The organism is Nodosilinea sp. LEGE 07088, from assembly GCF_015207395.1.
In the GTDB taxonomy this organism is placed as follows: Bacteria; Cyanobacteriota; Cyanobacteriia; order Phormidesmidales; family Phormidesmidaceae; genus Nodosilinea.
On record NZ_JADEWX010000009.1, the window covers coordinates 15,219 to 40,739 of the forward strand.

Sequence of the window (25,521 nt, forward strand, 5' to 3'; positions counted from 1 at the left end):
CATGGCCAACGCTGTTTTCTGGGGGCCAGTGTGGGGCTTGGCCCTGATGCAGGGGGCGATTACCTTGCTCTGGGTGGTGTATAACCTCTACCTGGTGCAGTTGCTGACCGCCCTAGGGTTTGCCCAGGGGCTAGCGTTGGGGTTGCTCGTGCTAGAAAATCTGCTGGCCATGGTGATTGAACCTCTGATGGGCACCTTTTCTGACCAGATGCAGCACCGGATGGGCACCCGGTTTCCGATTATCAGTCTGGGAGTTGTGCTAGCCGCAGGTTTATTTGTGGTGGTGCCTTCAGCGTTGATCTGGGGCCAGGGGCCGCTGCTGCGCTGGGGGCTGCCGCTGCTGCTAGTAGCCTGGGCCCTGGCGATGGCGGTGTTTCGCAGCCCGGCACTGTCGCTGCTGGGGCGCTATGCCATTGGTACGCAGCAACCTCGGGCGGCGAGCATTTTGACCCTAGTGGGTGGCCTATCGGGGGCGATGGGGCCGCTGGCGGGGCAATTTATTTTGGGTCTGGGGCCGTTTGTCGCCTTTGGCCTGGGGTCTGGAGTGCTGGTATTGGCAACCCTGGCGTTGCGGTGGTTGGGGCCCAAGCAGGCTGTGGATGAGGCTCGGGACGTGGCCTCGGTGACGGCCTCAGCCTCCACGCCCTGGTCTGGCCTGGGGCTGGTCTTTGGCGCTGGCGTAGGAGTGGGCCTGGGCTTTAGGCTAGTGATGATGGCGCTGCCTGCGACCCTGACCCAGCAGGTGCCCCAGGCCAATCAGCCCCTGGTTTTGGGCACGTTGTTTGTAGCCTTGGCCCTGACGGCGATTCCGGCAGGAAAGTTGGCCCAGCGCCTGGGCAATCGGCGGGCGATGGTGCTGGGGCTCGGTACCCTGGCAGGCCTGGCAATTTTAGTCGGGGCGATCGCCAGTACAGTCATGGGGGTGGTGCTAGCGGCCCTGTTTGGGGCCGCCCTCAGCCTGGTGTCAAACGGCACGCTGCCCTTTGCCCTGGCGATGGTGCCCCCCCAGCGGGCCGGGCTGGGTACGGGCACTTACTTTAGCGGGGGGGCGCTGGCCGCCAGTGTGGGAGCGGGGTTATTTGGCAATCGGGGGTTGACCCCGGCGGCGATTACCGTGGCCGCTGCGATCGCATTTTTATTAGCCGGGCTGTGTGTGGCCTACAGCAAGCGCTTTAGTCGGCTGTGAGCGGTCTCGTCAGCCCCAAGGTTGAATATTAGAGTTTTAGACCATCAGCCATCGGCGTTTGGATCGCTTCGGTTGGTCGAGTGACTTCGAGATAGATATGCTCTAGCCTGACCGGGTGTCGAGCGATCGAGTCGAGGGGAATGCCCTCGAACTGGCTGATCAGGTCTTTCAGTTCGAGCTGCTCGGGTACCCAAAAAGCCAGGTCGCCGCCGTAGCGACGGTGGGTGTAGCCGAGCTGTTGACCCCGGGCGATCGCCCCCTGGGGGTCGCTGGTTTCGAGGGTGACAATCTCCTTGGCGGGAATCTGCGATCGCAGCTCTGCTAGCGTGCCTTCTGCCAACAGCTGGCCCTGCCGCAAAATACCAATGCGCTGGCACAAACGCTCCACTTCATCCAGCAGGTGTGAGGTCAGCAGTACCGTCACCCCCATCGCCTTAAACTGGCGAATCAGCTGCCAGAGTTCTTGCCGGGCCTCAATGTCTAGCCCCGTCGTGGGCTCATCCAGGATCACCAGCTTGGGCCGATGTAAAATTGACGCGGCCATGCTCAGACGTCGCTGCATGCCGCCGCTCAGACGCTCGACGGGGGTATGTTTTTGGTCGAGTAGATTGACCGCTTCCAGACAGACCTCCACCCGACGACGGCAGTCTTGGCGAGTCAGGCCGTAGAGGCGGCCAAAGAAAAACAGGTTGTCGCTACAGGTGAGACTGCCGTAGAGCAAATTGCCCTGGGGCATGACCCCAACCCAGGCTTTAGTCGCCGCGCTGGCGACCTGGTTGCCAATGATTACCGTGCCGCTATCGGCCTTCAGCAACCCGCAAATGATATTGATGGTCGTGGTCTTGCCAGCACCATTGGGGCCGAGGAGACCATAGATTTCTCCCGGCTGGAGGGCTAAGCTAAGATTTTGCAGTACCGACTTAGAACCGTAGCGCTTACAGAGATTTTCGAGCTTTAACATGCGGGTGCGCAACTTTGTGGCCGAAGGTGGTTCCCCCCCCTTGAGTTAGCTATGCTCAAGACGGGAGGCAGGGAAACGCCCCTGTATCTTATCAGTGAGGACCCTATGGCTGGCGATCGCGAACTGGTGTTAGCTGCAAATAAGGCTTTCTACCGCTCTTTTGAGAAAAAAGACCTGGAGGCGATGGAGGCAGTGTGGTCAAAGGGCATGGGCTGTCTCTGCATTCATCCTGGTCGCGACGCCCTCAAGGGCTGGACTGACATCCGTGACGCCTGGGAGCGCATTTTTCAAAATACCAGCTATATCGAAATTGACATCGATATTCTTACCGTTGAGACCAGTGGCGATCTAGCCTATGTGGTGCTCATCGAGAATGTGCTACAAATTAGCGGTGGTCGTCGCCTAGAGGCCCGATCGATGGCGACCAATGGGTTTGAACGCATGGCCGGACAATGGTATGTAACCCACCACCACGGCAGCCCAGTGATAGATTGAGCCCGTCTCTTAAGTTGGTGCAAGAAAGCGTAGCAGCGGACACATAAAGTTAATTTTTTCCACAGCTTTAGACTCACTTAACGCGCAGCCGATATTGTACGGGTACCTTCTGTGGCTCTAGGAGACTGGCGATGAGTAGCTTTAGTTCTGATTTAACCGCCCGAGACTATGAGGTTAAGATTGGCGATTACTTCAGCCGTGGCTGGGAGATCTTTAAAGCCAAGGCCCCACTCTTTATTTTGTTCACCCTGTTGCTGGTGCTGATCCAGGTCGTGATTGCTGTCCTCCCCTTTCCTATAGGTTCTGGAGGTGGCGAAGATTCCCCCGGTGGAGGCATCTTGAACCTCGCCTTCAACATCATCTCTCCGGTTTTGACCGCAGGCTATTACTTTGTTGCCTTCCAGATAGCGCGGGGGCGCGACACCGACTTTAATAACTTTTTTCAGGGCTTCAGCAAGTTTTTGCCCATCTTTCTCACGGCGTTGGTTTCAAGTATTTTGACAATTATTGGCTTTGCCCTGCTAATCTTGCCAGGAATTTATTTGGCTGTAGCTTATCTGTTTGCCCAGCCCCTCGTAATCGATAAGAGTGCCGACTTTTGGCAGGCTATGGAAACCAGTCGCAAACTGATCACCAAAAAATGGTTTTCATTCTTTGGCCTATTGCTACTGCTGTTCTTGCTTAACGTTGTCGGCGCTATTCTGCTGGGCATTGGTCTATTGGTGACGATTCCACTGTCGATGTGTATTATCACCGCCGCCTATGAAGATATTGTCGGTCTCAACTCGGTCGCTGAAGGTTAGGATCGCATTTGGGAAGCTGACTATACTGGGCCTAGCTAATGCTATTCAGGATGCTGTGATGTTCCATGCCATCAACTGCTCAACCGCGCGGTTGGGTCGGCTGGTTCTAAGATAGATACGGCTGGGTCGTTGCCGGGGAGTATTCTCAGCCCTAGAAGTGTCTGGCAGTGTTTGCGATTGTCCAAACCTTGGTACCTGTCATCTTCGACTGGCTGGCTAGCCTTGTGGTTCTGCCTGGCTCTGGTCATTCGTCTATTATTTTTAACGAGTAAACCCTTCTGGATGGATGAGGTGGCCACGGCGATCTTTACCCTGGGCAATAGCAGTCACTCTGTGCTCCTCGATCAGGTGATTTCGTTAGACCAGTTGCTCACCCCCCTACGGGTGCGCCCAGAGGCAAGCATAGGCTCCACCATCAACTACCTAATGCAGGAAGACAACCATCCGCCGGCCTACTTTGTCTTGGCCCACCTCTGGATGAATCTCTTCCCCCCTGTGCAGGGACTCGCTTCACCGTGGGCGGTGCGAGCTTTGCCAGCCCTGCTCGGGGCCGTCACCGTACCCGCCGCTTATCTGGCGGGGTGGTTGGGGTTTCGCTCGGTGCTGGCGGGGCAACTTGCTGCTGCTTTTATGGCGGTGTCTCCCTTTGGGGTGGCTATGGCCCAAGAGGCCCGGCACTATAGCATGGCCACTCTGATGGTTACTCTAGGGCTAGCCTGTTTTGCGGTTGGGGCCTGGAGCTTGCGCCAAGCTGAGGCCGGAGAGGGATTGCCAGCGCCAATTTCACCAGCTTTTGGGCTGTTGTGGGTGGGGGTCAATGCCCTGGCGTTTGCGACCCATTACTTTACGGCTCTGGCTCTACTGGCCCAGGCGCTGGTCTTGGCTGCCCTAGCCTGGCACCAAGGGCGAGCTAAACTCCAAAATCTCTGGCGACGCCAATGGCAACGGCTGTACTGGGTCATGCTAGGCACATTGGCGGGCTGCGTAGTTTGGTTCCCAGTGCTACTCAATTTCTACGGCAGCAGCCAGGCCTCGAATTTAGCCATTGACCTAAGCCAGCCGATGCGATGGCTGGATCCTATTGGTCAAACACTTGCCGGGCTGATCTTTATGCTGATGACCCCAATTACCCACGCCCAGGGTGTAATCGGTATCGGGGCCGTTGTGCTGTCAGTGTTACTCATGCTGCCACTGCTGCTGTGGACAGGGTTACGGCTATTTCAGGCTAGGCGCTTGGTTTGTCAGTCAGCCTCGGGTCGGTTTGGTCTGTTCATTATGGGTGGGTTTGTGCTGGCGGCGATCGCCCTATTTTTTGCGGTGAGCTATGGCTTGGCCATGGACATTACCCGCGGCCACCGCTATAACTTTGTCTTTTATCCAGGCGTTATGGTGCTGCTGGGGGGGCTATTAGCCGTCTACTGGCCAGAGCCCAACGGGCCGCAGCAAACAGCTACCCTTCCCGTTACAAAACGGCAAATCGCGGGATGGCGCAGTGTACAGGGGCTCTGGATCGCTGGCCTAGCGAGTGCTCTATTTGTCGTGAGCAATCTAGCCTTCGCCAAGTACTACGAGCCGGCTGACTTTGTGCGCACCATCCAGACTGAGTCGATCCACCCGGCGCTGGTCGGCTTTCCAGCTGTGATTGAAACAAAACCTACGGTAATTGGCCTGGAGTTGCTGAGTATCGGCTGGGAGATCCAACGCCATTTCGACCCAGACACCCCAGAGAGCGGCTGGCTGGTACCTCCCCAATTTTTCATTTGGTCTTTACCCAGCAACCCTGTTGTTCCTCCTCCGGAAAAGCTGGCTGACCTGCTCTCAACGCTGCCCCGGCCCTTCGATTTGTGGTTTCTCCATACTGACTCAGACCTGAGCGGATACGGCTGCACCCAGGTGACCCAGGCGAGTAAGGGCAGCCATAACTACAGCCACTATGAATGCACAACCTTCTGATGCCGTGGATCTCAAGGCAGACGGTGCTTGGCAACATACTGGGCTCCAGAGCATGGGATCATCTGCCAGTACGGGAATTGGCTAGTTGTAGTAACCTAGTCCTTTGGATATATGTTACGAATGTGTCCTAACTGAAGCATTTTTTAACTTGTATCCTTAAATAAGAAGTGGTGCCTGTCTATGCTTCTTGACTGTGACGAATGGGTATTGGGTTAAACCACCATGAGAAATCTCTGGCACGCTCGGCTGCCAAAGCTGAGGCCGGTGCGACTTAAATCTGTTCGGCTCAAGCCGCTTAAGCTACCGACATTGCGATGGTCGAAGATCGGCTCGCCGCGATCGCTGCCCTGGGCCGCAGAGGTTAACAATGCGCGGCTCAAAGCTTTTGGCGGTCTGGCCTTTGCCAGCTTGGTACTCGTGCAGGTCTCGTCTCCTTGGGGCCGCAATGCCGATCAGGCCACGGTACTAGGGTCTGACTTGTGGCAGACCACGGGCATGGTGCGGCAGTCAATTGTTGATTTATACCGGGCGCGAAGGGTGCTGGTACAGACCGCCGTACCCGCTGATGCTGAGGTCGCCAATGCTGCTCCTGAGGCTGCTACCAAGACAGCAGCTGCCGCTGGTCAGCCGACCGTTGCTAGTGCTCAACCGGCAGTGGCTGCTGGCCCTAGTCGATCGGTACCGCAGCCCGCAGCCCCGCCAACTCCTCGAGCAGCGGCTAGTGCTTTTGATCCTGGCAAGACGATTGATACCAATTTGGAGATGCGGGTCGCGATCGCAAAAAACGCCGCCAGTCTTGAGGTCGCCACCTCTGTCGATGGTTACTTGATGGATCTGAGTGGCCAAAACCACTGCAATTTGCCCGCCCAAAAAAGCCTGGTGCTCAGCCCGCGAGGCTCAGGTATGGCCGGTGGCGGTGGCTGTACCCTCTCCGACACCGTTTGGCTAGAGCCCGGTGAAGGTGGCTATGTCTATGTTGGCGACAGCTGGTACAAAGGTCGAGTGCTACTGCTGACCGACGGCTCTGGCCTAATGGCGGTTAACTTTGTGCTCATGCACGACTACCTCAGCAGTGTTGTCGGCAGCGAAATGTATGTAAACTGGCCGCTGGAGGCGCTTAAAGCCCAGGCTGTTGCAGCCCGCTCCTATGCTCTGGTACACCATGTGCGCCATGCTCAGCGGGCCTATGACCTTGACAATACCCAGCGCTACCAGGCTTACCTAGGCATTGCCAAAGAAACCAACACGACCCAAGCGGCCGTAACGGCTACCACAGGCGAATTTATCAGCTACGACGGCGGTATCGTTGAATCGCTCTATGCGGCTTCCGATGCCATTGTGCAGGCGGCCCACGGCGGCAACGGCATGAGCCAAACCGGCGCGATGGAACTGGCCTCTAAGGGTTACGACTATAGCCAGATCTTAGGTAATTACTACCCCGGCACCAGCCTTTCCCGCCTGGTGGTCGAGTAGGCTGCCCCTTTCGCCACCGTCACACTCGCTTGCTGGGCGCGACTAATGCTTGAAAGCGTTAGGAGTAAACCCCTATGGGCTATGTGTCTGCCTTTGCCTTTTACATGCGTGCCATGGCGCTAGGTCTGTTGATTATCGTTGGTGCCTGGTCAAGCATTCACCTCGATGGTGCTGGCTACCGACCCCAGTGGCAGCTGATTAAAATTTGCCACTTCTCAGCCTTTAGCTAGCACTGAAAATTATTACTTTGCCTGCCCGCCCCAATGGACGGGCATTTTTATAGAGCAACGTACTACAACTTGTCACACATTCTCTCTCGCCGCCACTAACTCATAAGAGAAGACAAGGAGGTGGTAAACCATGCCCAGCTTGAATCAGCCTATGAGCGCTGTTTTGGCGAGCAAACTCTACCCCGGCGAGGGCACCATTCATTCGGTCGTGACTCCCGGCCTGGAATGGGTTGTGCGCGTCAACGGCGTTTACTGGACGGCCCGCGCCGCCCTGGTCGATTACACCTTTAAGGCAGGAGATGCGATTCGGCCCATCGATCGCCAGGGCAATACCCTGCTGATTGAACCCGCCTAGGCCCCATGGTTAGGAGCGTTGATGCTATCGACCATCTATGGGCGTAAAAAAATAATAGCTGAACTGAGTCACACTTTGGCACCTGCGCCGACTACCCCCATAGATGGTTCGATTTTTGCCACGTTCATCGAGGACATAGATCCATGATTGCCCACTTTATTGCCACAGGCGCAGATGCTGCGGATATCCCGGCTCGTCTGCGGTCTAGAGGCTGGATTGCCAGCGCGCTGCGGTTTACTCGCCAGCGCGCCGAAATCTCCGATCCTAAGCGGTTTAGAGATTTCTTAGCCAGCACAAGGCGGTGTATTCAGCGAATAGCTGATCGCCTAGGTCGGCTGATGCAGCGTCAAGCTCAAGCTCAACTTGACCTGATAGCGCCCCAACCGTCCCTGTGCGAGCTACTGCACAGCCCGCCGTTTTCCTTGGAGTGCACCACCATTCTCACCCCGATCAATCTCGACCGATACATGTTTTCTACCATTAGCCCGCCCCACACCCAGCAGCGAGGACTACGCTATGCCTACCGCTAACCAGAACCCACAGCAGTCTGGTCACAACAAGCTGGTCGATGAGTTTGTTGCAGCAGTTAGTTATCTATTGATGCCGGATGAGTTCAAGGGAACGTCGCTGTATAAATTCTTAATTTGTTTCGTTCGCCAGTGGCACATTCCCCATGTTGATCTCGACGAGGTCATTATCGAGGGCATTAAGCGGGGGATTGAATATATTCACAAGCACAATCAGCCCATCAGAAAGCCTGAGTCTTGGCTACGTCAGGTTTGTCTGAATATTCTCAGAACTAAAGTTGACGTCACAATCAAAGAGGAGCGTAAAGCAGAACGGCTGACGACGCTAGCGCAACATTCGAGAAGTCCACTGATTGAGTCAGAATTGATTGAGCAGCTAGAATTCCTGGAGAAAGCTCTGAATAAGCTTTCGAGAGAGGAACAATCGCTCATTCGCATGAAGTTTTTGCAGCGTAAAACCTACGAACAAATTCGTCAGCATTATAAGTATATTGCCGAAGGCGAAGACAAGCAGGCTCCGACTGTACAAGCGCTACGAAAGCGTGAATCTAGAGCCCTAAAACGTCTTAAAGAGCACTTCTTCAGCCTCTATGAAGGAGGTGCTCGCTCCAAGTCTTGAGATATCATGTCGAACCGAATCAGACTATTTCAAAATCATCCGAAATTCATGGTAGATAGGTTGTTTCCTAACACACCGGTCAGTATGTTGAAATGGTCTGATATCTTGGTCATATCAAGCACTATCGTAAGAACGTAAAACGTTCGTAAAACACCATGAAAAATCCGACTCTGGATCAACAATTTCTTGCCCACCTCAATCCAGAACAAAAAGGACAGGTGTGGAGCTATTATCTGTTGATGACGAGTCCAGATATGGACCCCGATCAGCAGATCGCTCAGATCTCCCAAATTTGGCAGCAGGCCGAAAGTGATGAACAACTGCTGGAATGGCTAGAGTTTATTGACTACTTCTATACCGATGTCGACGAGAGTGAGCTGCCCACAGACTCTAAGCGAGCGTATCTGAGTGAATACCTGACCGAAAAGGTTGGCCTACCGCCTCAAGACGGTGATACCGATGGGCCCATGTTTTTGAAATGCCCCAGGGGCAAGGGGTATGTCGTAGTTCTAAACGATGAGCGAGCCTCCTATGACCCGGTCAAATTTCAACAGCAGCGCTGCAAAAACTGTGGGTATGAGTACCATCAACATACCGCCCTTAATCAGGAAGCCTTCTCGCCTGATGCTTGATCCCCTGGCTGATGGGGAATGTAGGACAAGACGACATATAGAGCAATAGCAGCCTGCCCTGACGACCGGGGCAGGCGTTTGTTTTTAGGGCTTGGTGTTCTTCAGCACGGTAGTGGTCAACTGCTGTTGAATCAATTCGGTGAGCTCGATCGCCAAGGGTTGGGAATCGGCGATCGCATCGAGCGGCTCCATCGGCAACAGCAGGCTCACGGCCACCCAGGGCGTCAGGGTTCGCTGGGTAAGCTGCGACCACTGGTCGGCCCAAAACCATTGCCCCGGCGAGGGATGACCTCCCCCCGGCAGGGCGTACCACTGCACTACCGCAAAGCTCTGGCGATCGCCCCAGGCCCGAAAGAATCTTGCCTGCACGGCCCCAGATTTCGCCGTTGGAGCGACCTTGAGCCCCTGGCGTGAATCGATTCGCCAGTTTTGGGCACCGGCGAGGTCGAGCCATTCGAGCTGGGGCTGGTTGTTGTGCCAGGGCTGGGGATATAGCAGCAGAGCAAACCGCTGCTCTGGGGTGTTCGCAGAGAGAGAGCTATATTCACCCAGGACCCAGGTTTGGCGATTGACCGTGATGGGTTCAGCCGTGGTCAACTGCCAACCGGGTAGGGCCAACCCGTCTTGTTGCAAGGCCCGCAGCTGGTCGAGTTGCGCCACCTGGGGGGTGTGCGCCCAGGGCCATTGACCGTTGACATAGGCAGGCAACATGGCGACGCCGGCTAGCGTGGTCAGCACCACCACCAGGAGCAGGTTGACCCAGCGGCGGGGGAGCAGGCTAGAGCGAGAAGGGCTGGGCTGGGTAATCATGGCAGGCGATCGCGCTAAATAACAATAGGGTTAGACCATTGACGATGGCGACTGTACCGCCAACGTTAAGCTGACGGGTACTCTGGCTTGAATCAGCCTGAGCAGCAAAATAATGCTGAGCAGCATGAGAGCCGAGTAGAGATCGCCACCCCAGCTTTCATGCAGCCATTCAAAGGCACCGTCTTGCCCCATACCGTGGAAATAGCTCAGCAGAGCATTGCGCAGAATGTTGCCCACTACGCTAATAGCCACCGTACCGATCAAAAAGAGACTGCTTCTCAACCGCGATCTATAGGCTCCAGTCCAATAGACCAGCATGAGAGCCACATAGAGGCTGGTAAACAACATTTTCAGCCCAGCGCAGTGGGGCGCCACCTCCACCGTTTGGCCATTGACGAACAGGTAAATGCTCTCGACCGTGACGGGCACCCCAATCTGAACCAACAAAAACCCGGCGACCGAGGCAATCAACTGCTGTAGTGGCAGAATATAAGGCTCAATCAGGTAAGGTAGCTGATTTGGCGTCGCCAGAGCGACTAAAATCAGCGGCATCGCCTGCAACCTTAGCCCTGCTGTAGATTTTAGGCTCAGACACAGCCCTGCCAGCATTACGGGCAACGATAGATTCATCCAGTCGGGTAGGCGGGTGAGGTACATCAAACAGGCCAACCCTACCAACCCCAGCCCCAGGGGATGACAGCGATCGGGTAGCGAGTGCCATGGTTGTCGCTTGTCCCAGGCTATGTAGGCCGCGAAGGGCAGACCCAACAGCCCGTGACTAAAGTACTCGTGCTGAATGCTGATAGATTTGTGCAGCCAGCCATCGACCCAGTGCACTAGCAGCGGCCCGTAGAGAATCGCTAGCAGCGCGGCGATGACCCAGGTTGTAGAGAGATGGCGGCGAGAAGGCATGGGAGGGTAAGGAGGTGGGAGGGTAAGGAGGTGGGGTAACGTGACTTCGCCCTTGCCCCGGATTAACTGTTTACGCCTTGCAATCGGCGGACGGGTGGTCTGGCCATGATTGCTTCTACCATAGCGTCTACGACATAATCGGCCTGTTCCAGCGTCATCCCCGGATACATGGGCAGCGAGAGAATTTCCTGGCTGAGGGCCTCGGCTTGGGGCAAACTGCCGAGGCCATGGCCGAGGGCGCGAAAGGCCGGCTGTAGGTGGCAGGGAATGGGGTAGTGAACGCCGGTTTGTACCCCAGCAGCAGTAAGTTGAGCCTGGATATTGGCGCGGCTGCTGGGGCAGGTTTCGGTGATGCGAACCACGTAGAGGTGGTAGATATGGCCAGGGCCAGCCTCGTTTTGGATGGGGATAATGCCGTGTTCGGCCAGGGGAGCCAGTCTGCGATCATAGTGCTCAGCCAGGGCGTAACGCGTCTGATTCCAAAGGGATAGATGGGGCAGCTTGACATTGAGAACAGCGGCTTGCAAGGTGTCTAGGCGGCTGTTAGTGCCCTGGGGCTCGGTGTGGCAGTACTTACTGGCCGCCCCGTAGTTACGCAGCGATCGCGCTGTGTTGGCTACCACTGCATTGCGCGTGACAAACATACCGCCGTCACCCAGGGCACCCAGATTTTTGCTGGGGTAAAAACTAAAGGCCGCACCGAGACCAATAGAGCCTGCGGTATAACCCTCGCGCTCAGCCAGGTGGGCCTGGGCGGCATCTTCGAAAATAATTAGCTGGTGGCGATCGGCTAAGTCGATCAGCCCCTGGGGCGACACCAGTTGGCCGTAGAGGTGCACCGGCACAATCGCGCGGGTGCGAGGGGTAATGGCTCGCTTGGCGGCGGTCAGATCGATCAGGGCGGTAGCGCGATCGCAGTCCACTAATACCGGGGTAGCCCCGGTGCGCAGCACCCCGATCAGGGTGGCCACAAAGGTATTGGCGGGTAAAATCACCTCGTCGCCTGGGGCAATACCGCAGGCGACCAGCCCCAGGGCGATCGCATCGGTGCCGCAGCCTACGCCGACCCCAAACGAGGTGCCGCAGGCGGCCGCAAAATTGGCTTCAAAGTCTCTCAAGGCTTGGCCCAGCACAAAATCACCCTGGGTGATGACAGCGCTAATTACTCTGCCAATGGCCTCTTCAAGAGGCGCATGTTGCCAGGTCAAATCTACAAAGGGAATAGTCTGCAGAGAGGAAATAGACATACTTAACAGGGTAAGTGTGGGCTGAGGCTGTTCATGCTCAGATTGCCCGGTTGCACACAGCCTGTAACTGGGGGTAAGTACGGAGGAGAGCGCTCGCTACGGTAAAGCTATGGGCTCAGTTCAGCGCCCAAATACAGTCTGATCGTATCTGGAACCTCGCCCAGGCGATAAACTAGGTCAAGCCTGGCACCAGTTCCCACCATCAGCATCCTGACGCCAGGCTGGCACACGCGGAGCTAGACCCACCCTATACGGCTACCGTTATCTCTATGGATTTTCAAACCGCTCGTGAGTTCGTGGTGCGCCAGACCCTGGGCACCCGAGAAGATTTGCCCGATACCTTCATTGCCTGCCTACGTCAGGGTAAGCCGCCTGTGCCCGGGCAGGTCACCTCCCTATTGCTCGCGCTCAAAGTACTGTTTGAAGGCTTAAAGAACGAGCCCACCCTCGATCGCACCCTCACCCAGGCCCTGTTCATTCTGGCCTACGAAAGCCGCCAACTCTACACCCAGGGTAAAAAGGCCGGGGTCTCTTGGCCACCCATGCTGGACGAAGATCTCGGTCGCATTGGCAAAGCGGCCCAGTCGATTGTATTTGGAGAATGGATGGGGTAGGTGGGTTCGGTAGGAGATGGGCTGCGGTAGGAGATGGGCTGCGGTAGGAGGTGGGCAAGGAGTGTGAAAGTTTGCCCAAAAAAGTTCGGCAAACCGCACCTGATAGAGAATTGTCTAGAGCACTTTTGGGCGGCTAAATTAGCACTCAGGATGCGAGAGTGCTAAAGCATCCTGTCTATCGACAACATCTATTGCTTAACCATTTGGAGGTACGTCATGGCCGCAGTTACCCTGAGCGTGTCTACTGTTAAACCCCTGGGCGATCGCATTTTGGTCAAAGTTAGCGAAGCCGAAGAAAAAACCGCTGGCGGCATTTTGCTGCCCGACACGGCTAAAGAAAAGCCCCAGGTGGGGGAAGTGGTGCAGGTTGGCCCCGGCAAACGCAACGACGATGGCTCGTTCCAAACCATGGAAGTTAAGGTCGGCGACAAAGTGCTCTACTCCAAGTACGCTGGCACCGACATCAAGCTTGGCAGCGACGACTACGTGCTGCTGCGCGAGACCGATGTGCTGGCCGCCCTGGGCTAGGCAATTTTGAACTTTGGATTTGCGATTTTGGCTCTCTCCCGCCAACCTCTGCTCCGTAGGGTGGGCATTGCCCACCATTCACTTCGGCAATCGCAACCCACCCGTAGAGTGCATAACGCTAAGACGAGGCTCCGCCAACGCCCAGCAATGCACCACGCGAAAACCCTTGCCTAGCAATGTCTCATCCATTCGAGACATCCGTTTAGCTCAAGCTCGGTGGGTGTCGGCGCAGCCGACACCCACTCTCAAACACAACGTAGTTTAGACACTTCACCTTGCGAGGAGAATTTTTCCTATGGCTAAAACCATTACCTACAACGAAGATGCCCGTCGCGCCCTAGAGCGCGGCTTCGACATGCTGGCCGAAGCCGTCGCCGTCACCCTTGGCCCCAAGGGCCGCAACGTGGTGCTCGAAAAGAAGTTCGGTGCTCCCCAGATCATCAACGACGGCATCACCATCGCTAAAGAAATTGAGCTCGAAGATCATATTGAAAATACCGCCGTCTCCCTGCTGCGCCAGGCGGCCTCTAAAACTAACGACGCCGCTGGCGACGGCACCACCACCGCTACGGTGCTCGGCCATGCGATCGTTAAAGAAGGCCTGCGCAACGTCGCCGCTGGGGCCAACGCCATTTCCCTCAAGCGCGGCATCGACAAGGCCACCGCGTTTCTGGTCGAAAAAATTGCCGAGCAGGCCCGCCCCGTCGGCGATTCCAAATCCATTGCCCAGGTCGGCTCCATCTCCGCTGGCAACGACGACGAAGTCGGCCAGATGATCGCCGACGCTATGGATAAAGTGGGCCGCGAGGGCGTCATTTCCCTAGAAGAGGGCAAATCCATGACCACCGAACTGGAGGTCACCGAAGGGATGCGCTTTGACAAGGGCTACCTGTCGCCCTACTTTGTCACTGACACCGAGCGCATGGAAGCGGTGCTCGAAGACCCCTACATTCTGCTCACCGACAAGAAAATTGCCCTGGTGCAGGATCTGGTGCCCGTGCTAGAGCAGGTGGCCCGCTCCGGCAAGCCCCTGATGATCATTGCCGAAGACATCGAAAAAGAAGCCCTGGCCACCCTGGTAGTCAACCGCATGCGCGGCGTGCTGAATGTGGCGGCGGTAAAAGCGCCTGGGTTCGGCGATCGCCGCAAGGCCATGCTGGAAGACATCGCCGTGCTCACTGGTGGCCAGGTGATCAGCGAAGACACCGGCCTGAAGCTGGATAACACAACTGTGGACATGCTCGGCCAGGCCCGCCGCCTCACCATCACCAAAGACACCACCACCATCGTCGCCGAAGGCAACGAGCAGCAGGTCAAGGCCCGCTGCGAACAGATCCGTCGTCAGATCGACGAAACTGACTCCACCTACGACAAAGAAAAGCTGCAAGAGCGGCTGGCCAAGCTCTCCGGTGGCGTGGCCGTGATCAAAGTCGGGGCGGCTACCGAAACCGAAATGAAAGATCGCAAGCTGCGCCTCGAAGACGCCATCAACGCCACCAAAGCAGCGGTGGAAGAGGGCATCGTCCCCGGCGGCGGCACCACCCTGGCCCACCTGGCACCTCAATTGGCCGACTGGGCCCATGCCAACCTCTCTGGCGAAGAGCTGCTGGGGGCGGAGATTGTCACCCGCGCCCTGACCGCCCCCCTCAGCCGCATTGCCGAGAATGCGGGCGTCAATGGAGCTGTCATCGTCGAGCAGGTGAAGGAAAAGGACTTCACCATTGGCTATGACGCGGCCACCAACCAGTTTGTCGATATGTATGCCGCTGGGATTGTAGACCCCGCCAAGGTCACCCGCTCTGGCCTGCAAAACGCGGCTTCGATCGCCTCAATGGTGTTGACCACCGAGTGCATTGTGGTTGACAAGCCCGAGCCCAAGGCCCCCGCAGCGGGCGCTGGCGCTGGCATGGGCGGCGACTTTGACTACTAAAAACCGCTGAGGTAGTCCGTGTTTAGCTGGTTCTAAGGGATAAGCCAACAAATAGGGTATTATCGGCGTTATGCCCGCGTTCGCGTAGCGAGGCCAGCGGCCTCAGGCGGGAATCTACAGGGGAGCATCCACCCTGGCTGGTACCTCCTTTCAACACAAGTCCCTAAGCGAGCCTCAGAGATCCCTGGATTCGTGAAGAATCCAGGGATTTTCTTTTAGCAAGCAGACATAGACTCAAAAGGTGAGGCCTACAATCTAAGAGATAGCGCCCGTCTAGAGGACGTTAAGTGGGCTTCTCCCTTTCCTGGGATGGATCCTTATCTGGAGCACCCGGAGATTTGGCCGGGGGTTCACCTGCTACTAATTGCCGCTCTAGCCGAGGCGCTAGGCCCGCAGTTGCGACCCAAGTATTCGGTTTCGGTAGAAGTACGCATGTACGAAACCAGTGGCGATCAGGCGCTGCTGGTGGGCATTCCCGATGGGGCCATTCAAAGGGCTAAGCCGCAGGCCGAGATGCAGCCAACCACTGTGGCCGTGGCCCCACCACCCCAGCCAATTCAGGTAAGAGTGCCAATGCCGTTAACCGTTCGGCAGGGGTATTTAGAAGTTCGAGAAGTAGCTACTCGGGAGGTAGTGACGGCAGTCGAGTTGCTGTCGCCAATTAACAAGCGATCGGGAAGAGGACGACAGCCCTACGAAAACAAGCGAGAGCAGGTGCTCAGCAGCGCAACTCATTTTGTCGAAATTGATTTGCTGCGGGCCTATGAGCCAATGGCAATATTTGGGGCAGCGGGGCAGAGCGACTATTGCATTTTGGTCAGCCGTAGCGAGCAAAGACCGATCGCAAGTCTCTATGCCTTTAGCGTGCAGAATACGATTCCAGCGTTTGCGCTGCCGCTGCGCGAGGACGACTTAGAGCCTACAGTTGACCTGCAGGGATTGCTAAACGAGATCTACGACAAGTTTGGCTATGACCTGAAGCTCGACTATCGAGCAGAACCCGTATCACCGTTAGCTAATGCCGTGGCAGCTTGGGGCAATGAGCTGCTAAAACAAGCTGGTTTTTGACCACAGCTAACGACAGCCATGTCCCGCATTGAGTTGTTACCCGCCCCAGCGGCACCCCCTAAAGCTAGGGCCATGGCTTTGAGCCGTATCCAAATCCCAGTGCTGCAAGCTCAATTCAGTTTGGCTGGGGAGTAGATGCGAGATGAGGTCCATAGGCTTAGCACAAGCGAGAGTGGATCCTCCTATTGTCTATGGCTCTCCCTAGATGGATCACTAAAAGTGGTCAAGAGCCCGAAGTTGACGCGATTTTGCAGCTGGGACTGAAGCTTGTCTGAAAGCCCGACGAAACCGAGGCTAATGGGAGGATTCATGCGGCACCTCCTGCCTGAATTGGGCACTCAGGTGCTGTGACAACATCTGACTGACCACACAAATCAGGCGTTGACGGTTCGGTTGCGGGAGGCGTGCCCACAAGCTCTGATTCAGCGGGCAGGTAGGCGGGGGGGCTCGTATCGCTCGGGCATGGTAAAGCGTCCTCCGAAGGCGATTGGGTTGCCTTAATTTTGGCGATCGTTTCAATCAATCGCTGTAAATCCGCCAGACTGATCTTCGGATACTGAGGCGACGACCGATTTATGGGGGCATTATGGCTGGGGCATTGAGACCAGTTATCGGGTGAAGAATCAATGCCGGATTCGCACCACCACCAAGCATCCTGGGGTGCGTCTGTTATTTGTGGTGGTGGCGTTTCTGCTCGTGAATCTCTGGATTTGGCTGTTGTGGACTCAGCTCAGCGTGGGGCGTCGAGGTGGACGACGGGTCTACCAAGAGCGATTTCCTTTGAAAACGATGCTGGAATTCCTCTGCCATGCTGTTGAGCGCCGTTTCCCGCTCATCCAAGCTATTTTCCTACCCGCTACTGGATAATCTTTTTGATCTACTGATACTGTACCGATGCTCTAGCGCCTGACCTCTAAGGCCATCGCTACTGGGGCAAAACTTCGGGAGCGTCTAGGGGCTCAGCCATGTTGCCCATCACGCTCTTAGAGCGCTGATTCCCAGGGCCAAAACCGCCGTGCAGCAGCGTGTAAAAGCACGGAATAATAAATAGCGTCAGCACCGTGGCCAGCGACAGCCCCGAAAACACGACCACGCCCAGGGGCTGCAAAAACTCTGACCCCTCACCGACGCCCAGGGCTAGGGGAAACAGACCCAGCACAGTGGTAAACGTCGTCATCAAAATTGGTCGCAGACGCCGAGGTGCTGCCTGTAGTATGGCCTCACGACGAGAACAGCCGGTGGCCTGATAAATTTGGTTGGCCAACTCCACCATAATGATGGCGTTGTTGACCACAATGCCTACCAGTAGCACGGCGCCTACCACCACGGTGGCCCCGATCGCCGTCTGGGTGACGTACAGCCCTAAAATGCCCCCCGCTAATGCCAAGGGTACCGTCAGCATAATCACCAGTGGGTCGATAAGTGAGTTGTACTGCACCGCCATCACCACAAACACCAAAAAGGCCGCCAGCGCACCCAGCACCGCTAGAGAGGCCTGTAGCTCACGGTTAGTGGCCGCAGTAGAGCTAGGCAGCTGGGTAATTCCTAGAGGTAGCTCAAGCCCTGCTATGATCGCGTCGGCCTCAGCCAGTGCCTCGCCCAGGCTAGCGCCCTCAGTTAGGTCGCCAGCAATCAAAAACACCTCTCGCCGATTAATTCGCTGAATCTCGCCCGGTGCAGGCCCCCGCCCCAGGCGAGCAATATCGCCCAGCTGAATCAGATCTCCCCCCTCGGTAAACAGGGGAATATCGAGCAGCTGCGTCGATCGCTGCACGCTGCCGGGGGCAAGCTGCACCTTGACATCCACCAGACGGTTGCCCCGTTGGAGCTGAGTCGGCACCGAGCCATTGAGGGCCGTTTGTAGCGTAGTGCCAATGTCCACTGCCGACAGGCCCAGGTCTTCGGCCCTGACCCAGTCGGGCAAAATGCGCATCTCGTCTTGGGGTGTTTCACCATCGGGGCGGTAGCGGGCTAAGGTCGCCTGTTCACCTAGGGCTGCCAGTACCTGTCGCCCCGCCTGTAGCAATGCTTCGGTATCTGCGCCCTGGAGCCCTAGATCGATATCTGAACGCACTGGAGAATTGCTCACAATTAGGCCGCGCACCGACTCAGGCCGAATGCTAATGCGAGTATCGACGACGGGGAGCTGGTTCAATTTGGCGCTCATGCGCTCTACAAAAGCCCCGGTATCGGTGCCTGGCTTGAGCGTGATCGTGCTGCTACCGCGCAGGGTATTTGCGCTGGTGCTAGAGCCAAACAGCGAGCCTCCAGCGGTGGTAAACACATACTCGGTTTCGGGCTGGGCCAGCAGCTGTTCGTCAATGGCCGCCATGACTCGCTGATTGGCCTCTACGGTCGTCCCGGCCGGAAAGCGGGCACTAACGCTGGCCTGGCCAGTGCTGATGGTGGGTAAGATCTCCTGGGGAATTTGGCCCAGCATTAAGTAGCTGCTGCCGCCAAACACCAGCAGCGCCACCAAAATCACCACCAGCTGTCGCTGTAGCACAAGGCTCAGCAGCTGCCCGTAGCCCAGTGTCACCCCCTCCAGCCGATTGTTAAACCAGCGAAAGACGACCCAGTTTTGCAGGGAGCGTGAGCTGCGCCCCATGATCAGCCGCGAGGCCAGAGTCGGTACCACCGTTAGCCCCACCACTAGCGAGGCGGCGATCGCAAAGCTGACGGTCAGAATCAGTTCGTTAAAAATCAGCGAGATGAAGCCGCCAATGAGCAAAAAGGGCAACACCGCGACCAGGTTAGTGGTCGTAGAGGCCAGCAGCGCGCTCTCCAGTTCTTGGCTGCTGGCTTCGGCCTGGAATATCGCCTCTCGAATGCTGTAGTCTTCTGTCTGACGAGATATCTCCATCTCCTCAGCCCGTTTGGCCATGTTTTCTAGCATCACAATAGAGTTATCCACCACGATGCCGACACCCAGAGCTAGGCCCCCCAAGCTAAATACGTTGAGCGATAAACCAAATAGCCCCATCAATACCAGGGCCGTCAACGTCGCTAGGGGAATCGCCGTGACAATAATCAAGGTCTGTCGCAGCGATCCTAAAAATAGCAGCACCGAGATGCCTGCCAGGGTGGCCCCGGTCAGCCCCGCCACGGCCACATTGCGAATGGAGTTGCGGATAAAGCGCGACTCATCAAGGGTGGCCGTCATCTCCATGCCCTCGGGCATTTGACCCACCCGGATCATCTCCGCTAGCTTGGCTTTGACCCCATCTACCACCTCAATGGTGTTGGCGCTGGGCTGCTTTTGAACACTGACTTTGACTGCAGGTTGGCCATTGAGGTTGACGAAGACGCGCTGTTCTTCCGTGCCATCAATCACCGTGGCTACATCCCGTAGATCCACATGCTGAGGCGGATTGGTGCCGGGTACGGTAATGGGGAGATGGCGGATTTCCTCGGCGGAGTCAAAGCGACCCACTAACCGGGTCAAGGTCTCAGTCTGGCCACCGCGAAGGCGACCGCCGGAGAAATCCTGGTTGCGATCGCTAAGGGCATCAATGACATCGGCCACATCGATGCCAGCCGCCTGGAGACGGCGCAGGTCAACATTCACCTGTACCTGCTCGTTGACACCGCCCGATACATCGGTATTGGCGACGCCAGGTACCTGCTGCAGCTCCCGTCCCAATTCTTCGTCAGCAAAGATGCGCAGATCTTGCAGGCTGAGACTGTCGGAGGTCAGCGCCATTTCGTAAACCGGCAGTTGGGAGGGGTCAAACTTAAACAGTCGCGGGGTATCGATGGCATCGGGCAGGGTACTGCGGGCGCGGTTGAGGGTAGCGGTGGCGTCGTTGAGAGCCTGGTCGATGTCGCCACCGGGCTCAAAAAATAGGTCAATGCTGATGCGTCCTTCGCGGGTTTGAGAAAAGATCTGGACTACCCCCTCGGTAGCGGCCAGGGCCTCTTCTAAGGGGCGGGTAATCTCGTCTACCGCCACCTCTGGCGACAGCCCCGGTGCGTCACCGCGCAGCCCGATGCGAGGGTAGGTAATCGAAGGCAGCAGATCGACTGGTAGCTGCGAGGTAATAAAGAACCCCATTACAAAGACGGTCAAGGTCAACATCAGGGTGCCAATGTGCCGCCGAATGGCCAGACTGCTAATGCTAAAGCGATGGTTGGGGAAAGAGGAGGGAGTGGTCATTGGAGGAGAGGGTGAGGAGAAGGAGTTGAGGAGAAGGAGTTGAGGGGGATAAGGAGGGGGTTGTGGGTACCCATCCACCCATCTGCACATCCACCCATCTACCCTTCGGAGGTCAAACTGAGCTCGACCGACTGACCCGTTTTGAGGGGCTGGCTACTGCGCACAACATACTGTTCCCCCGGGCTCATGCCGGCGATTAAGGTCACCTGACCATCGGTGCGATCGCCCACCTGCACCCGGCGGGCTTCAACCACTGCTTGACCGTCTGTTTGAGTGACGACAAACACCTGGTTGGCCCCTGAATCGCCGTTACCCAGGGCACCTTCGGGGATAACTACCGCCTCAGACTGGCTGCCACTGCTGGTTACCCGAGCTAGCAGGCCGCTGCCGACTCGACTACCGGGGTTAGCGATCGTAATCTCGACGGGCAGCAGCCGTGAGGCGCTGTCTGCCACAGGTGAAATGCGCGTTACCTGCCCGGTAAAGGCCTCGCCGGGGAAGGCGTCAATTTGCAACTCCACCGATTGCCCGACCTGAAACTCCCCCAGGGCACTATCGGCCACCTCGGTCACTACCAGCACCTGCGACAGGTCCCCCAATGACAGCACGGCTTCGCCCGGTAGCACCAGATCCCCCGGTTCAGCCAACCGTTCTAACACCACCCCGGAGAGGGTAGCGGTGAGGTTGGTAAAGGAGAGGCGCTGCTGAGTTTCGCGCAAAATTGACCGCTGGGCCTCGACCCGCTGTTGAGCAGCGGCAATGGCCTGCTGGCGGGTGCGCACCTGGGCTTGGGACGATTGCAACGCCTGGTCTGCTGTGACTAATGTGGTCTGAGCCTGCTCGGCGACCTGGGTAGATACGGCCCCCTGGCTCGCTAAGGTCTCAAGGCGTTGGGCATCATTCCTGGCCTGCTGTAGCCTTACCCGCGCCTCTTCAATGGCGGTGCGAATGTCAGCTAACTCAGCCTCGGCCTGGGCTACCTCAAACTCGCGGGCGGCTAGCTCGGCCTGGGCCTCACCAACAGCAGTCTGCAAGATCACATCGTCTAGGGTGCCGACGAGTTGCCCCTGGGCGACGGCGTCACCAACATCGAGGGAGAGGGCGAGCAGATGACCTTCGGCCTGGGAGCGCAGCGACACCTGGCGCACCGGGCGCGTGGTGCCGGTATAAACCCGACTGCTATCTTCGGCGGCAGCGGCCACGGCCACATCGACTACCGCTGGCCCGGCATCGCGCTCGGCTTGAGCCTGGGCGACGGGTTCAACAGGTTTACCGCAGGCTACCGTGGCGATCGCCACGCCGCCCACTGCGACCCAACCAGTCAGCGTACCCAGGTCTCGACCCAACTTTCGCCATCGACTGAAGACCATTGTGCCAAGTCCTAAATCGCCCGTTAGCTTTTACTTTACTTTACTTTACATTCGCTGGCTCAGCTTCTACCCTTCAGCAGAAGACGCCACCGCAGATGGGGCGGCTAGGGCACTTGATTGCTTTATTTAGAATTTGAATTAGAGTCTGACTCAGACTCGCAATGGAAGGCTAGATTAGGCCGGATCCCGTGCCTCTGCCCCAGGTCTTTCTAATGTATCTCCTGTTGTATCTTCTGGGGATTGCTGTAGGGGGGTCATCTGCCACTGCACGGGCTCCCCGGCCCGCGCGATCGCAGGCTCAACCAAGCGCCACTGTCCCTTGGCATCTCCCCGCTGGAGATACACCTCAAAATTGCGGGTTTGTCGCCGTTGGGCACCGCTCAGCCCACCACCTTTGAGATGGTAAGTACCGACGACGGCAGCCGTCGGCTGGCCAGCCACCGCAGTCCACTGGTGAGCGGTAATGCGAATGCGACCCACCTGGGCCAACTCATCCGGAGCAGCAGGGGTGAGTTGGCGGTAGAGCACTGCCTGGGTCTGGGAAAGTTTGTGGGCGATCGCGCTTTCGATCACGGCTCGCGGCGGCCTTGGGTTTACCAGGCCACAGCTCCATAGCGACAGGCACAGCAGCAGCACGACTGCCCTGCGGATTGGCCTCCAGTAGGTTGAGTTAATTGATGCTACTTTCCCCATCAGACTTGCCCCCTTGTCGCCCGCTATCTCCAGGCTACTGCCTCAGGCCTCTAGGCGAAAGACAACGGTGAGGCGCGCCCCTGGCGCCAGTGCTGCGAGACCGCCGGGCAGGCGAAATTTAGAAAACAAGCCCAGAGCAGCTAGACCTGCAATTGCCCACGCCCAGAGTCATCGTCTTATTGTCATGAAAAGACTACATAGCTACCAGTGAGCTCTAGCCGCTACTGCCTAGAGCCATTGACAAAAAGGCCGTTCAGGAACACCAAAATTAGGGCACATTAGGGTCGCCCTGACAAACACGTTTGCCCTGCCATGGAAACGGTGTCAGACGTACCCCCATCGTGCTCCAATCCACTTTCTTGACGCCCTCTTCTCAAGGGTGAGAACCAGAGTAAGCGCTTTCGAGGGTTTTACCGAAAAGTTTTGCCAGTCAATCAGTGTTCAACCCTACCTACTTAGAAATAAATCAGTAATTTTGCTGAGGCTCTAGATTGGGGGTTGATGGAATTAGTAAAATTACTGATTCTTAGATCAAAATAACTTCGTATTCTCTTAATAGTTCAAGTTATAAACTTAATGTACGCTTGAGAGCGGCTTTTTAGCCGATTTTACTATGATAGCCACCCAGATATCATTTTCTCAGCCCAGTACTCGACCAGTTACTAGCTCGCTTAATAGCCCAATTCAAGCTCTTCAAGAAATTGCTGATAAGTGCGCCAATGGATATTTGCAAGCTGTCAATGATGATGTGGTTTGGCGAATTTACTTTCAGGATGGTCGGCTTCAATATGCCTCGAGCTCATTTCAGTCTTTAGCGGCGCTAGACTACCATTTTCGCTGTTTGGGCCTGAAAAACTTTGGATCAATTACCCCAGAGCTGTCTCAATCAGGTGTCATTGTTAGAGCTACAGATTGGCTGCAAGTAGAAGTGAAGAGATCGGTAATAGATTGGCTCTGCGATCGGGGATTTCTAAATCAGATCCAGGGCAACCAAATTCTGAAAAATCTCACTAAAGAAGCTATTGAGGCATTTCTCTGGCTCACTGAAGGTCACTATCAATGGGAGCAAAGAGAGATAGAGTCTGTTCCTAAACTAAATCTAGAATTAGGAGACTTATTAAGCTACTTCCAAGACCGAATACAGAAATGGCAGGAAATTGGAACATTGATAGCGTCTCCTCACCAACGCCCCTATCTATTTTCACAGGTTTCTGAAGACACGAGTTCGCCGACTTTGGTAAAGCTGAGCAAACTCTTGAGAGGAATGAGTATTCGTCAATTAGCCCTAGTCTTAAATCAGGATGAAATTGCATTTGCAAAGCTACTCTATCCGTTTATTCAGCGAGGAGATATCCTGCTGCGCGATCCTCAGCAAAGCTATCTCAAACTCCCCAAAATTCCTCAGCAGTCTCTTGTAGAAGCGAACAAAATACTGCCGACAAAAACATTCAAAATTGCCTGTATAGATGATAGTCCAACGATTTTGGATGAAATGCATCGATATCTCAGTCATGATGAATATGAAGTCACCAAAATTGATGATCCTGTCAAGGCCGCATCAGTGCTTTTTCGATTGAAGCCAGACTTAATCCTGATGGATATTACCATGCCTGAAATCAATGGATATAAGCTCTGTGGATTATTGCGAAACAGTGTTGCGCTGCGTGAAAAACCCATTGTGATGGTGACAGGTCGTTCTGGTTTGGTTGATAAGGCCCGAGCTAAAGTTGCTGGTGCGACAGACTATTTAGTAAAACCCTTTACGCGCGGTAGTTTGCTGGCCGTTGTCGAAAAATACTTGCGCTGAACGTCTTGCTGCGTTTAGTTATTAACAGATTTTTAAGTTATCAGTAGTGAACGTTTCTTGGTGTATATCGCTTCTCAAGGGTCGAGATAGTCTCTCTTCTGAGGCGTTAAGAGAGACTATCCCGACCCTTGAGTCGGCATTTGTTTGACTAATTCCCTAGCTAAATTAAAGGCGAAATTATGAGTAAGGTTCTTGTTGTTGACGATTTGCAGTCTGAGTTGCAGCTAATTAGTGGTTTCCTTTCTAAAGGGGGTTACCAAGTTGCAACCGCTATCAATGGCTCAGATGCTTTAGAAAAGGCCAAGGCCCATACCCCTGACGTGATTGTAACTGATTTGGTCATGCCGGATATGAGTGGCCTGGAACTTTGTCGAAAGTTGAAAAAGACCCCTGCAACGGCCAGTATTCCTGTTATTGCCTGCACAACAAAAGATAGTCAGGTTGACCAGGCTTGGGCCAAAAAACAGGGGATTGTTGCCTACCTGGTTAAACCCTGTAACCAAGAGCAATTGCTGGAAGCCGTCAAGTCTGTGATGAATTAGAGCAATGTCAGCTACTCCATTGACAACCACGGCATCCACAGCTCGACTGCAGCAACTGCTGCCTCAGCTGTTTCAATCGGATACTCAGCCCGGCGATCGCTATTTAAAGCTCGACATCTCGCCCGATCTGTCAGCCTTAATTGCGCTGGCAGACGTCCAAGAATCTGTCCAGCTTCCAACCCATATGGTGACTCCGATTCCCAATCTGCCCGCCTGCATTTTGGGAGTAGTGAACTCTCGTAACCAAGTGCTGTGTGTTGTTGATCTGGCCCAGGTATTGCAAATTCCTGCGCGTACAGTTCATCGTCAGCACTATTCGATTGTCGTCGTTCACCTGGACTCAACCACCGGGGCTACTGAAGACGCTAATTTATTGGCGCTTACGCTCCACGGTATTCAGGGGATTATTCGTCTCCAGCCGGAGGAGATCGAATCACCCATGAGCGAATTTGCTGCCGAATTGACACCCTTTCTACGTGGCTGTGTTGTCCGAGATGGGCAAAGTATTCCGGTTCTCGACGTAAACGCGATCGCCACTGCCCCGATTTTGAACTCGCTCTAGCCGATAGCTGGTTTCTGACGGCTGATTGAGGGCAGCAGCATTCCTGCT

The 25,521-nt window shown here is 55.8% G+C and carries 24 protein-coding genes and 1 pseudogene; 18 read left to right on the forward strand and 7 right to left on the reverse strand.

Annotated elements, in window-relative coordinates:
* Position 1 precedes the first annotated feature (1 nt).
* Complete coding sequence (locus tag IQ254_RS04005; protein ID WP_228040114.1) at positions 2–1,186, forward strand: MFS transporter; 1,185 nt, start codon at positions 2–4, stop codon at positions 1,184–1,186.
* Positions 1,187–1,214: 28 nt separating this feature from the next.
* On the opposite strand, the gene IQ254_RS04010 is transcribed toward IQ254_RS04005, so the two are convergent.
* Positions 1,215–2,147 carry an ABC transporter ATP-binding protein gene (locus tag IQ254_RS04010; protein WP_193964641.1) on the reverse strand — a complete coding sequence of 311 codons (933 nt, stop codon included), beginning with the start codon at positions 2,145–2,147 and terminating at the stop codon, positions 1,215–1,217.
* Between the two features lie 105 nt (positions 2,148–2,252).
* Between IQ254_RS04010 and IQ254_RS04015 the strand changes: the two genes are divergently transcribed.
* The 9 genes from IQ254_RS04015 (at position 2,253) to IQ254_RS04055 (ending at position 9,234) form a co-directional block, all read left to right on the forward strand.
* On the forward strand, positions 2,253–2,642 hold the full coding sequence (locus IQ254_RS04015; RefSeq protein WP_193964643.1) for a nuclear transport factor 2 family protein: 390 nt from the start codon (positions 2,253–2,255) through the stop codon (positions 2,640–2,642).
* Positions 2,643–2,773: 131 nt separating this feature from the next.
* The gene (locus IQ254_RS04020; protein WP_193964645.1) at positions 2,774–3,445 is read left to right on the forward strand and encodes a hypothetical protein; all 672 of its coding nucleotides are present in this window, start codon (positions 2,774–2,776) and stop codon (positions 3,443–3,445) included.
* A 177-nt stretch (positions 3,446–3,622) separates the two neighbouring features.
* Positions 3,623–5,398 (forward strand): glycosyltransferase, encoded by a 1,776-nt coding sequence (locus IQ254_RS04025; RefSeq protein WP_193964647.1) that lies wholly within the window; start codon positions 3,623–3,625, stop codon positions 5,396–5,398.
* 222 nt (positions 5,399–5,620) lie between these two features.
* A complete protein-coding gene (locus IQ254_RS04030; RefSeq protein ID WP_228040116.1) occupies positions 5,621–6,871 on the forward strand; it encodes a SpoIID/LytB domain-containing protein in 1,251 nt (416 codons plus the stop codon).
* Positions 6,872–6,945: 74 nt separating this feature from the next.
* Positions 6,946–7,101 carry a hypothetical protein gene (locus IQ254_RS04035; RefSeq protein ID WP_193964649.1) on the forward strand — a complete coding sequence of 52 codons (156 nt, stop codon included), beginning with the start codon at positions 6,946–6,948 and terminating at the stop codon, positions 7,099–7,101.
* A gap of 130 nt (positions 7,102–7,231) precedes the next feature.
* The gene (locus IQ254_RS04040; protein WP_193964651.1) at positions 7,232–7,456 is read left to right on the forward strand and encodes an NfeD family protein; all 225 of its coding nucleotides are present in this window, start codon (positions 7,232–7,234) and stop codon (positions 7,454–7,456) included.
* Positions 7,457–7,599: 143 nt separating this feature from the next.
* The gene (locus IQ254_RS04045; RefSeq protein ID WP_193964652.1) at positions 7,600–7,986 is read left to right on the forward strand and encodes a hypothetical protein; all 387 of its coding nucleotides are present in this window, start codon (positions 7,600–7,602) and stop codon (positions 7,984–7,986) included.
* Entirely contained in the window at positions 7,973–8,602 is a 630-nt protein-coding gene (locus IQ254_RS04050; RefSeq protein WP_193964654.1) for a sigma-70 family RNA polymerase sigma factor, read from the forward strand. Before IQ254_RS04045 ends, IQ254_RS04050 begins: the two co-directional genes overlap by 14 nt.
* 155 nt (positions 8,603–8,757) lie before the next feature.
* Positions 8,758–9,234, forward strand: coding sequence for a hypothetical protein (locus IQ254_RS04055; protein WP_193964656.1), 477 nt, complete (start codon positions 8,758–8,760; stop codon positions 9,232–9,234).
* 84 nt (positions 9,235–9,318) lie between these two features.
* Here the strand turns inward: IQ254_RS04055 and IQ254_RS04060 are convergent, their stop codons facing one another.
* The 3 genes from IQ254_RS04060 to IQ254_RS04070 form a co-directional block, all read right to left on the reverse strand.
* On the reverse strand, positions 9,319–10,044 hold the full coding sequence (locus IQ254_RS04060; RefSeq protein ID WP_193964658.1) for a cyanoexosortase B system-associated protein: 726 nt from the start codon (positions 10,042–10,044) through the stop codon (positions 9,319–9,321).
* Between the two features lie 30 nt (positions 10,045–10,074).
* Complete coding sequence (gene crtB, locus IQ254_RS04065; protein ID WP_193964660.1) at positions 10,075–10,956, reverse strand: cyanoexosortase B; 882 nt, start codon at positions 10,954–10,956, stop codon at positions 10,075–10,077.
* Positions 10,957–11,018: 62 nt separating this feature from the next.
* The gene (locus IQ254_RS04070) at positions 11,019–12,203 is read right to left on the reverse strand and encodes a DegT/DnrJ/EryC1/StrS aminotransferase family protein (protein ID WP_193964662.1); all 1,185 of its coding nucleotides are present in this window, start codon (positions 12,201–12,203) and stop codon (positions 11,019–11,021) included.
* A gap of 269 nt (positions 12,204–12,472) precedes the next feature.
* Between IQ254_RS04070 and IQ254_RS04075 the strand changes: the two genes are divergently transcribed.
* The 5 genes and pseudogenes from IQ254_RS04075 (at position 12,473) to IQ254_RS04095 (ending at position 17,210) form a co-directional block, all read left to right on the forward strand.
* Complete coding sequence (locus tag IQ254_RS04075) at positions 12,473–12,817, forward strand: Dethiobiotin synthetase (RefSeq protein WP_193964664.1); 345 nt, start codon at positions 12,473–12,475, stop codon at positions 12,815–12,817.
* A 216-nt stretch (positions 12,818–13,033) separates the two neighbouring features.
* Positions 13,034–13,345, forward strand: a complete 312-nt coding sequence (groES, locus tag IQ254_RS04080; protein WP_193964666.1) for a co-chaperone GroES — start codon at positions 13,034–13,036, stop codon at positions 13,343–13,345.
* A gap of 295 nt (positions 13,346–13,640) precedes the next feature.
* Entirely contained in the window at positions 13,641–15,275 is a 1,635-nt protein-coding gene (gene groL / locus IQ254_RS04085; protein WP_193964668.1) for a chaperonin GroEL, read from the forward strand.
* A gap of 294 nt (positions 15,276–15,569) precedes the next feature.
* Positions 15,570–16,343, forward strand: a pseudogene (locus tag IQ254_RS04090) (DUF4058 family protein); the annotation flags it as partial.
* A 615-nt stretch (positions 16,344–16,958) separates the two neighbouring features.
* Positions 16,959–17,210 carry a hypothetical protein gene (locus IQ254_RS04095; RefSeq protein ID WP_193964672.1) on the forward strand — a complete coding sequence of 84 codons (252 nt, stop codon included), beginning with the start codon at positions 16,959–16,961 and terminating at the stop codon, positions 17,208–17,210.
* 58 nt (positions 17,211–17,268) lie between these two features.
* Here IQ254_RS04095 and IQ254_RS04100 read toward each other — a convergent pair whose 3' ends face one another.
* From IQ254_RS04100 to IQ254_RS04110, 3 genes are all read right to left on the reverse strand, one after another.
* Positions 17,269–20,499, reverse strand: coding sequence for an efflux RND transporter permease subunit (locus IQ254_RS04100; protein ID WP_193964674.1), 3,231 nt, complete (start codon positions 20,497–20,499; stop codon positions 17,269–17,271).
* Positions 20,500–20,597: 98 nt separating this feature from the next.
* On the reverse strand, positions 20,598–21,869 hold the full coding sequence (locus IQ254_RS04105; protein ID WP_193964676.1) for an efflux RND transporter periplasmic adaptor subunit: 1,272 nt from the start codon (positions 21,867–21,869) through the stop codon (positions 20,598–20,600).
* A gap of 174 nt (positions 21,870–22,043) precedes the next feature.
* Positions 22,044–22,562 (reverse strand): hypothetical protein, encoded by a 519-nt coding sequence (locus IQ254_RS04110; protein WP_193964684.1) that lies wholly within the window; start codon positions 22,560–22,562, stop codon positions 22,044–22,046.
* 613 nt (positions 22,563–23,175) lie between these two features.
* Here IQ254_RS04110 and IQ254_RS04115 point away from each other — a divergent pair.
* The 3 genes from IQ254_RS04115 to IQ254_RS04125 all read left to right on the forward strand — a co-directional run bounded on the left by IQ254_RS04115 (position 23,176) and on the right by IQ254_RS04125 (position 25,473).
* Positions 23,176–24,369, forward strand: coding sequence for a response regulator (locus IQ254_RS04115; RefSeq protein ID WP_193964686.1), 1,194 nt, complete (start codon positions 23,176–23,178; stop codon positions 24,367–24,369).
* A gap of 179 nt (positions 24,370–24,548) precedes the next feature.
* On the forward strand, positions 24,549–24,911 hold the full coding sequence (locus IQ254_RS04120; protein WP_193964688.1) for a PleD family two-component system response regulator: 363 nt from the start codon (positions 24,549–24,551) through the stop codon (positions 24,909–24,911).
* 4 nt (positions 24,912–24,915) lie between these two features.
* A complete protein-coding gene (locus tag IQ254_RS04125; RefSeq protein WP_193964690.1) occupies positions 24,916–25,473 on the forward strand; it encodes a chemotaxis protein CheW in 558 nt (185 codons plus the stop codon).
* Positions 25,474–25,521 lie beyond the last annotated feature (48 nt).